The organism is Dietzia cercidiphylli, from assembly GCF_014145145.1.
Classification (GTDB): Bacteria; Actinomycetota; Actinomycetes; order Mycobacteriales; family Mycobacteriaceae; genus Dietzia; species Dietzia natronolimnaea.
In genome coordinates this window covers 1-8,720 of sequence record NZ_JAALEA010000116.1, presented here as the reverse complement: position 1 = coordinate 8,720, position 8,720 = coordinate 1, and the positions used below count along the sequence as shown (strand labels likewise).

Annotated in this window: 7 protein-coding genes; 2 read left to right on the top strand and 5 right to left on the bottom strand. The window is 70.3% G+C overall.

What is annotated here, in order from left to right:
* Nucleotides 1-2,461, bottom strand: a 2,461-nt coding sequence (locus G6028_RS04950) for a glycoside hydrolase family 65 protein (RefSeq protein ID WP_182658229.1), incomplete at its 3' end; no start/stop codon positions are given.
* On the bottom strand, nucleotides 2,458-3,204 hold the full coding sequence (locus G6028_RS04945; RefSeq protein WP_182658228.1) for an HAD family hydrolase: 747 nt from the start codon (nucleotides 3,202-3,204) through the stop codon (nucleotides 2,458-2,460). The genes G6028_RS04945 and G6028_RS04950, both read right to left, overlap by 4 nt.
* A 260-nt stretch (nucleotides 3,205-3,464) precedes the next feature.
* Between G6028_RS04945 and G6028_RS04940 the strand changes: the two genes are divergently transcribed.
* Nucleotides 3,465-4,247 (top strand): hypothetical protein, encoded by a 783-nt coding sequence (locus G6028_RS04940; protein ID WP_182616162.1) that lies wholly within the window; start codon nucleotides 3,465-3,467, stop codon nucleotides 4,245-4,247.
* A 220-nt stretch (nucleotides 4,248-4,467) separates the two neighbouring features.
* On the opposite strand, the gene lpdA is transcribed toward G6028_RS04940, so the two are convergent.
* Nucleotides 4,468-5,862: a dihydrolipoyl dehydrogenase gene (gene lpdA / locus G6028_RS04935; RefSeq protein WP_017837816.1), complete on the bottom strand. Its 1,395-nt coding sequence runs from the start codon at nucleotides 5,860-5,862 to the stop codon at nucleotides 4,468-4,470.
* A 123-nt stretch (nucleotides 5,863-5,985) separates the two neighbouring features.
* Nucleotides 5,986-6,141: a hypothetical protein gene (locus G6028_RS04930; protein ID WP_182658227.1), complete on the bottom strand. Its 156-nt coding sequence runs from the start codon at nucleotides 6,139-6,141 to the stop codon at nucleotides 5,986-5,988.
* Between the two features lie 134 nt (nucleotides 6,142-6,275).
* Between G6028_RS04930 and G6028_RS04925 the strand changes: the two genes are divergently transcribed.
* Entirely contained in the window at nucleotides 6,276-8,462 is a 2,187-nt protein-coding gene (locus G6028_RS04925) for a prolyl oligopeptidase family serine peptidase (protein ID WP_277817572.1), read from the top strand.
* On the opposite strand, the gene G6028_RS04920 is transcribed toward G6028_RS04925, so the two are convergent.
* Nucleotides 8,422-8,720 (bottom strand): alpha/beta fold hydrolase (locus tag G6028_RS04920; protein WP_182658225.1); only part of this gene is annotated, 299 nt, incomplete at its 5' end. The genes G6028_RS04925 and G6028_RS04920 overlap by 41 nt on opposite strands.

Here is an 8,720-nt window from a genome sequence, read left to right as displayed (position 1 = left end):
CGCGGGCCCGCTCGTCCAGTTCCAGCGTGAGGGTCTGGCCGGCGGGTACGGTCACCGGCTGCCCCTGCACCGTGCACTCGAAGTCCGCGCCGTTGAGGTTGTCGATCGTGATCTCCGTGTGGGTGCACCGGACCTTCACGTGCGTCCCGCGCACGGTCAGCCGGAACGTCAACGCGCCCCACTCGGCGGGCACCCGGGGGTCGAACGAGATCTCGCCCCGGTAGTCGCGCATCCCGCCGAACCCGCTCACGAGCGCCGACCACACCCCGCCCGCGGAGGCGACGTGGATCCCGTGGGCGGCGTTGCCGTGCACGTCCGCCAGGTCCACCACCAGCGCCTTGGAGAAGTGCTCGAACGCCTCGTCGCAGTACCCGATCTCGGCGGCGATGATCGACTGCACGACCGCCGAGAGCGTCGAGTCGCCGGTGGTGAGCGGATCGTAGTACTCGAAGTTGGCCCGCTTCTGCTCCTCGGTGAACTCGTCGCCGCGGAGGAACATCGCCAGCACCACGTCGGCCTGCTTGAGCACCTGGTGCCGGTAGATCACCAGCGGGTGGAAGTGCAGCAGCAGCGGGCGGCGCGGGTGCTCCAGGTCCTGGTCCCAGACCTCCTTGGCCAGGAAGTCCTGGTCCTGGGGGTGCACCCCGAGCGCGTCGTCGTAGGCGATCACCATGTTCTCGGCCGCGCGCCGCCATTCCGCGATCTCGCCGTCGTCGATCTTCAGGCGGCGACAGATCCCCGCCCACCGGCCGTCACCCAGCTCGGCGATCCGCTTGCACGCGATCGCGGCGGCCACCAGGTTGAACCTCGCCATGGCGTTGGTGAACAGGTTGTTGTCCACCACGGTGGTGTACTCGTCGGGCCCGGTGACGCCGTGGATGTTGAAGCAGCCGTCGTCGGCGAAGAACCCGAGCGAGACCCACATCCGTGCGGTCTCGACCAGCATGTCCACGCCCTCGCGGATCATGAACTCCTGGTCGTCGGTGGCCCACAGGTACTTGACCAGGGCGTGCGCGATGTCGGCGTTGATGTGGTACTGCGCGGTACCGGCCTCGTAGTACGCCGACGCCTCCTCGCCGTTGATCGTGCGCCACGGGTACAGCGCGCCGTTCACGGACAGGAAGCGCGCGCGGGCGCGGGCCTTGTCGAGCATCGAGTACCGGAAGCGCAGGGCGTTCCGGGCGAACCGCGGCATCGTGTAGGTGAGGAACGGCAGGACGTAGGTCTCGGTGTCCCAGAAGTAGTGACCGGAGTAGCCGCTGCCGGTGACGCCCTTCGCGGCGATCCCGTAGGTCTCGGCGCGGGCGGAGGCCTGCGCCAGCTGGAACAGGTTGAAGCGGATGGCCTGCTGGGTCTCGGGCGGGCCGTCCACCTCCACGTCCCCGCGATGCCAGAAGTGGTCGTACCAGTCGCGCTGCGTGCGCTGGAGGTCCTCGACGCCGCGGTCGCGCGCGCGGGACAGGGTGCGCGCGCACCGGTCGGCGAGCTCACCGGCGGGGACCTTCTCGGAGGTGTGGTACGCCGCCAGCTTGGTCAGCCTCAGGACGCGACCGGGGGTGGCGTGGGCGTGGTAGACGACCTTGGACGCGTCGTCGTCGCTCTCCACGCTCATGTCGACCTCGTCCTCGGTCTCCACCTCGTGGTCCACCGCCACGGCGATCGACATGCCCGAGTTGGCGCAGCGGTACCCGTGGACCTGGTAACCGCGCTGGCCGTCGGAGACCACCGGCTCGAGCACCCGGTGGTCGAGGCCGTCCGAGCGGCGCGGGTCGAAGCCCTCCGGCACGGTCTCGGCGGAGCGGTACTCGTCCTCGCCGTCCTGCCGGTTGAGCACCTGCGACGAGATCACCACCGGTGCGGGCTCGTCGGGCAGCTCGATCTCGTAGGTCATCACGGCGAGGTGCTTCTCCACCATCGAGACCATGCGGGTGGTGCGGATGACCACCTTCTTGCCGGCCGGCGTGCGCCAGACCAGCTCGCGCCGCAGGATGCCGTCGCGGAAGTCGATGCTGCGCTCGTAGTGCTCGAGGTCGGCCTCGCTCACCCGCAGCGGCTCGTCGTCCACGTAGATGCGGATCGTCTTGGTGTCGGGCGCGTCCACCATGGTCTGGCCCTCGCGCGCCAGACCGAACGCGTCCTCGGCGTGCTGGATGTGCCAGGTCTCGTGGAACCCGTTGACGTAGGTGCCGTGCGTGTGGGAATCACGGCCCTCCTCGGGGTTGCCGCGCATGCCCAGGTAGCCGTTGGCCACGGCGAACTGCGTCTCGGAGACCCCGAGCGGGGAGGCCTTGGGGTTTGTCTCCACCCAGCGCCACGGGTCCGCGGGGTGCGTGGAGCGGTTGATCTCCGGCACCTCGAGGTGGCTCCGGAGGTTGACGCCGTAGGTGGTCCGGATGTTGCCGGGGACGGACTGGCCGATCGTGTCGTGGACCGGGCCGCGCCCGGGGGGGACGGGTGTCATGACCGCGCCCCCGTCAGCCCGGGGATCAGTTCGGCCAGGTCGACGACGACGATGTCGGCACCCTCCCGGAGCAGGACGTCGCGGCCCGCGCCGCGGTCCACGCCGACGACGTGGGCGAACCCGCCGGCGGCACCGGCCTGCACGCCCGAGACGGCGTCCTCGATCACCACGCAGCGGTCCGCGGGCACGCCCAGCAGTTCGGCCCCCCGCAGGTACGTGTCGGGCCGGGGCTTGCCCGGGATGCCCTCGGCCTGCGCCACCAGCCCGTCGACGACGACCTCGAAGCGGTCCCGCAGCCCCGCCGCCTCGAGTACGGGGCCCGCGTTCTTGGAGCTGGAGACCACGCAGGACGCGATCCCGGCGGCGTCGAGGGCGTCGAGGTAGGCGACCGACCCCGGGTAGGCCTCGATCCCCTCGTCGAGCAGCTGACGGAAGACGATGTTCTTGCGCAGCCCCAGCCCGGTGATCGTGTCCGCCTCGGCTGACCCCTCGTCGTCGTCGCCCTCGCCCTCGACGCCATCGGGCAGCGTGATGCCGCGCGCGGCGAGCATCGACGCGATCCCCTCCACCCGCGGTTTGCCGTCTATGTAGCGGAAGTAGTCCTCGTCCGAGTAGGGGTCGATCCCGCGGTCGGCGAAGTACGCGGAGAACATCCGGTTCCACGCCTGCATGTGCTTCTCGGCCGTCGGGGTGATGACCCCGTCGAGGTCGAAGAGCACGGCATCTATGCCGTCATGGTCCATGTCGAATCCTACTTCCGGGTCGGTGGGCCGATCGGGCTCGTCCGGTGACGCATCAAGGGTAGACACCCGGACGCCGTATCGAACCCCTCACCTCCCCCCGTGCGGCCCATCTCACGCCCGGCGGGCAGGGAATGTGGGTGCCATCCGGCCTACGTGCGGGAGGGATGCGGGGTCCACCCGGCCTCGACTCGGGGCGGAATGCACTGTCACCGGGTGCCCGGTGGCACTATGGTCGGTGACTCTGGACTAGAAGGAGAGAGATGCGACTTCGCACCCGCAATCCCCGCCGTGTCGCGATCGCCGGCCTCGCACTGGTCACCGCGGCCGCACTCACGGCCTGCACGTCGGACTCCGACGACTCCGGGAACGGTGACGCCCCGGGCGACACCCAGACCACGGCGACCGTCGACGAGTCCGCACCCGAGGCACCTCTCGACCAGCTTGTCCTGGCCGAGGGCGAGGCCCCCGGTGGCGGTGTGGTGCAGGTAATCGAGCCGGATCTCCTCCAGGAGGCGGTCGACAAGCTCGTCGCCGACCAGGGCAAGCAGCTCATGGAGGACCCGGCGTGCGACAGGGTCTCCCGCCTCGAGACCGTCTCCAACTTCGCGACCACCGACGGGCTGACCGCAGCGGTGCGGTACAAGCAGTCGGAGGAGGACGACACCGAGCATCGTTTCGGGATCGGCATGGTGGGTCAGAAGCTCGACGACTTCATGGACCGCTCCCTGTACGAGGCCTGCACCACCTCGCGGAGCTCCACCAACCCCGACGTCGAACTCGTCATGACCGTGGCGGACGCCCCGGCCATCGAGGGCGCCGAGGGCTTCCGGGTTACCAGCGACTTCATCACCACCCGGCCGGACGGCACCCGCTCACTGAGCCGGGCCATCGCGATCCACGGCTTCACCCGTGACACCACCGTGAGCGTCGAGTACGCGGCCCGGGGCAACAACCCGGAGGCGGACCCGGTCCTGCCCTCCGCGGCCGGCGCCCTGGACGCCATCTACGAGGCGCAGATGGCCAAGATCGTGGTGGCCGAGTAAGCCGCTCGACCGTCGCCTGCGCCCCAGCCATCGAGAAGAGCGTTCCGCGCACGTCGCCCGAGAGGGAGTGCGCGGAACGCTCTTTTCGTTGATCGCTGCCCGGTTTTCGTTGACCGCTGCCCGGTGCGGGGCGGGCCCGGACCGGTGCGGGGTGGGCCGGGGAGCCCGGTGAGTGCGGGCCGGGTCAGGGCCGGGCCGGGTCAGGGCCGGGCCGGCGCCCCTAGAGGTTGATCATGTGGCCGCTGACGCCCTCGACGGCCTCCTTCATGGCCTCCGACAGGGTCGGGTGGGTGTGCACGTTGCGCGCCACGTCCTCGGCGGTGAGGTCCCACATCTGCGCCAGGGTCAACTCGGGCAGCAGCTCGGAGACGTCGGGGCCGATGAGGTGGGCACCGAGCAGTTCGCCGTGCGTCCCGTCGGCCACGACCTTGACGAACCCGACCGCGTGGCCGAGCCCGTGGGCCTTGCCGTTGGCGGAGAAGGGGAACTTGCCCACCTTGACGTCGAAGCCCTCGTCGCGGGCCTGGGCCTCGGTGAGCCCGAACGAGGCCACCTGCGGCTGGCAGAAGGTGGCGCGCGGCATCATCCGGTAGTCGCCCAGCGTCTGCGTCTGGGCACCCGCCATGGTCTCGGCTGCCACGACTCCCTGCGCCTCGGCCACGTGGGCCAGCTGCAGCTTGGCTGTGACGTCGCCGAGGGCGTAGATACCCTTGACGTTGGTCCGCATGTTGTCGTCGATGGCGATGGCGCCGCGATCGGTGAGCTCGACGCCGGTCTTGTCCAGGCCGTAGCCCTCGACGCGGGGCGCGAACCCCACGGCCATCAGCACCTTGTCCACGGTCAGAGTCTGGGACTTGCCCTCCTCACCGTTCTTCTCGACCTCCACCTCCACCGAGTCGCCGTTGTCGGTGACCTTGGTGGTCTTGTGCCCGGTCAGGACCTTCACGCCGAGCTTCTTGTAGTGCTTGGCGATCTCCTTGGAGACCTCCTCGTCCTCGTTCGGCAGGAGACGGTCCATGAACTCGACGATCGTCACCTCGACGCCGTAGTTGGACATGACGTAGGCGAACTCCATGCCGATGGCCCCGGCGCCGACGATCACGACCGAGTCCGGCAGCTCACGGGAGAGGATCTGGTCCTCGTAGTCCACCACGTTCTCGCTCAGCTCGATCCCCGGCAGCGTCTTGACCACGGAGCCGGTGGCGATGATGCAGTTGTCGAACGTGTACGAGGTGCCGTCGACCTCGATCGTCTTGTCGTCGGTGAAGGTACCGAAGCCGTCGATCTCGGTGATCTTGTTCTTCTTCATGAGGAAGTGGACACCCTTGACGATGTTGTCCGAGACCTTGCGGCTCCGGTCGTGGGCCACCCCGTAGTCGAAGGAGACGTCCCCGGAGATCCCGAACGTCTTGGCGTCACGCAGCACCGTGTTGGCCAGCTCGGCGTTGCGCAGCAGCGCCTTCGAGGGGATGCACCCGACGTTGAGGCACACACCGCCCCAGTATTTCTCCTCGATCACGGCCACCTTGAGGCCGAGCTGCGAGGCGCGGATCGCGGCGACGTAGCCACCGGGGCCCGCGCCGAGGACGATGAGGTCGTAATGAGTGTCAGCCACGACACACAGGGTAGCGCTCCCGACGGCCGCCGAGCGGCGGAGCGGCGCGGAACCCCACCCGAAATGAACGTCGCCGCCTCCTCCCGGGGGGAGGGGCGGCGACGGTGCCCGAGTGGGGCGCGCTCAGGACAGGTTGCCCAGGACCGACTTGAGAGCCGTGGCGACGATGTCGCCGATGGTGTCGGCGATCATGTCGGTGATGTTGCCGGTGGCACTGCCGCCGCTGAGCGAACCGGACTCGCCCGAGCCGCTGCTGAGGATGTCGGTGAGGGAACCCATTGTGTATCTCCGTTTATCGAGTGCATTCCCGAGGATTTCGAGAACGGCCGGGTCAGGCGACCCCTGCATGGCGTTGATGGTACTGACGCTACGGCCCGGTAACAAGATCCTGTGGATTTCTTACACCGGTTCAGTTGCCGACGGGCCGCACACGGCATCATCGGGGCATGAACTCATCCGCGTCTCCCGACCCGTTCCTGCATCTCGAGGACGTCGACTCCGCCGGGGCCCTCGAGTGGGTCCGGGACCGGAGCGACCGAACCGTGGCGGATCTCGCCTCCGGGCCGGAGGCCGAGACGGCGTACGCCCGCGCCCTGGAGATCCTCGACGCCTCGGACCGCATCGCGTGGCCGGTCCTGCGCGGCCGCCACGCCTACACCCTCTGGCGGGACGCCGACCATCCCCGCGGTCTGCGGCGACGGGTGCCGTGGTCCGTGCTCTCGCGTGGTGCCCCGGGCGTCGACCACCCGGCCTGGGAGACCCTGGTGGACGTGGACGCCCTGGCCGCCGAGGAGGGGGTCAACTGGGTCTACTCGGGCACCGTGGTCCGGCGCCCCGCGGACGACAGGGCGCTCATCCGGCTCTCCCGCGGGGGCGCGGACGCGGTGGAGGTCCGCGAGTTCGATCTGACCGCCCGCCGATTCGTCCCGGAGTCCGAGGGCGGGTTCCGGTTGTCCGAGGCCAAGAGCTCGGTGTCCTGGGTGGACCGGGACACCCTGCTGCTGTCCTCGCCGCTGGACCCCGGCGGGTCGGACGCCACCGACTCCGGCTACCCCCGCCTGGCGCGGCTGTGGCGTCGCGGGACCGACCCGCTCAGCGCGCCGGTGATCTTCTCCGGACGATCGGAGGACGTGGCGGTGGGCGCCGCGTACGACCTCACCTCGGGCCGCTACACGGCCAGCCGTGCCCCCGACTTCCACACCTCCGAGGAGTGGTTCTGGTCCCCGGAGGTCGATCCCTCGACCACCGCACCCCACCGACTCCCGGTCCCCGAGGACTGCCGCGTGGAGTCGTGCGGGGACTGGCTGCTGCTGCGGCCGCGCACCGATCTCGAGGTCGCCGGATGCACCCACGCCGGCGGGTCGGTCCTCGTGCTGCCGTGGGCCGCGATCGACGCCGACCCCTCGCGGTTGCCCGAGCCCGTCGTCCTGTTCTCCCCCACCCCCTCCACCACGGTCGAGGACGTGACCTGGGGCCGGGGCCGGATCCTGCTGACGATCCTCGACGACACCGAGTCCCGCCTCGAGGCGTACACGATCCCCGACGCCGCGGACGGGGCCTGGGAGCCCCGCCCCGTCGAGGGCTTACCGGACCACGTGTCGGTGGACGTGCTGTCCTGCGACCGCCTGTCCGGCGCCGACGCAGGCGGCGGAATGGACGACGACCAGCGCCCACACCCCGACGACGCCGTCCTCGCGGTGTCCGGGCCGATCGTGCCGCCGTCGCTGGTGCTGCTGCGCGCGGACGGCTCCACCACGACGCTCGGGTCCACCCCCGACCGGTTCGACACCACCGGCATCGAGGTCACCCGGCACACAGCGGTCAGCGACGACGGCACCCGCGTGCCCTACACCGTGATGCGCGGCCCCGGCCCCGACGGGCCGAGGCCGACCATCCTCTACGGATACGGCGGCTTCGAGGTGTCCATGCGGCCGTCGTACGCGGCGCTGCGTGGGGCGCTCTGGCTCACCGGGAGCGGCGTCTACGTGGTCGCGGGGATCCGCGGTGGGGGCGAGTACGGGCCCGCCTGGCACAAGGCCGCCGTCCGCGAGAACCGCCCCCGCGCGTTCGAGGACTTCGCGGCCGTGGCCCGGGCCCTCGTCTCCACAGGGGTGACCACCCGCGATCAGCTCGGCGCGACCGGCGGGTCCAACGGGGGGCTGCTCATGGGCGTCATGCTCACGCGTTATCCGGAACTGTTCGGCGCGATCGCGATCGCGGTCCCGCTGCTGGACATGCGGCGCTACCACCTGCTGTTGGCCGGCGCGTCGTGGATGGCCGAGTACGGCGACCCCGACTCCGCGGACTGGGACGACTTCCTGGGCGCGTACTCGCCGTACCAGCACATCGACCCCGCCGCGGATCGCCCCTACCCCCCGGTCCTCATGACCACCTCGACCCGGGATGACCGCGTACACCCCGGTCACGCCCGCAAGATGACGGCCGCCCTGGAGGCCGCCGGACACGAGGTGGCGTACTACGAGAACATCGAGGGCGGCCACGCCGGTGCCGCCGACAACTCGCAGGAGGCCCGGAAAGCGGTCCTCACCTACGAGTTCTTCAGGCGTCGCCTACCTCGTCGTCGTCCCGACCAGGGGTGAGCCCCTCCCGCGCCATCCACGCCAGCACCCGGGCGACCACCTCAGCGGGCTGGCGCGCCCACGCGTTGTGGCCGAGCGGCTCCGGCTCGACCTCGAGGGTAGTGCGCGCCGACGGGAGCATGGCCAGTAGATTGCGCGCGGCCCCCTCGGGGGCGAGCGTGTCGCCCGCGATCACCACCGACAGCGCTGGCGCGGTGACCCGGGCCAACCCGGCCGGGTAGTCGAGGTCCGCGCGAGCCGGTTGCATGACGCCGGCCG

Excerpts from the sequence above, each read along its gene's own strand:
- G6028_RS04945 (WP_182658228.1), bottom strand. The coding sequence starts at position 3,204 with ATGGACCATGACGGCATAGATGCCGTGCTCTTCGACCTCGACGGGGTC.
- G6028_RS04940 (WP_182616162.1), top strand. The coding sequence starts at position 3,465 with ATGCGACTTCGCACCCGCAATCCCCGCCGTGTCGCGATCGCCGGCCTC.
- G6028_RS04930 (WP_182658227.1), bottom strand. The coding sequence starts at position 6,141 with ATGGGTTCCCTCACCGACATCCTCAGCAGCGGCTCGGGCGAGTCCGGT.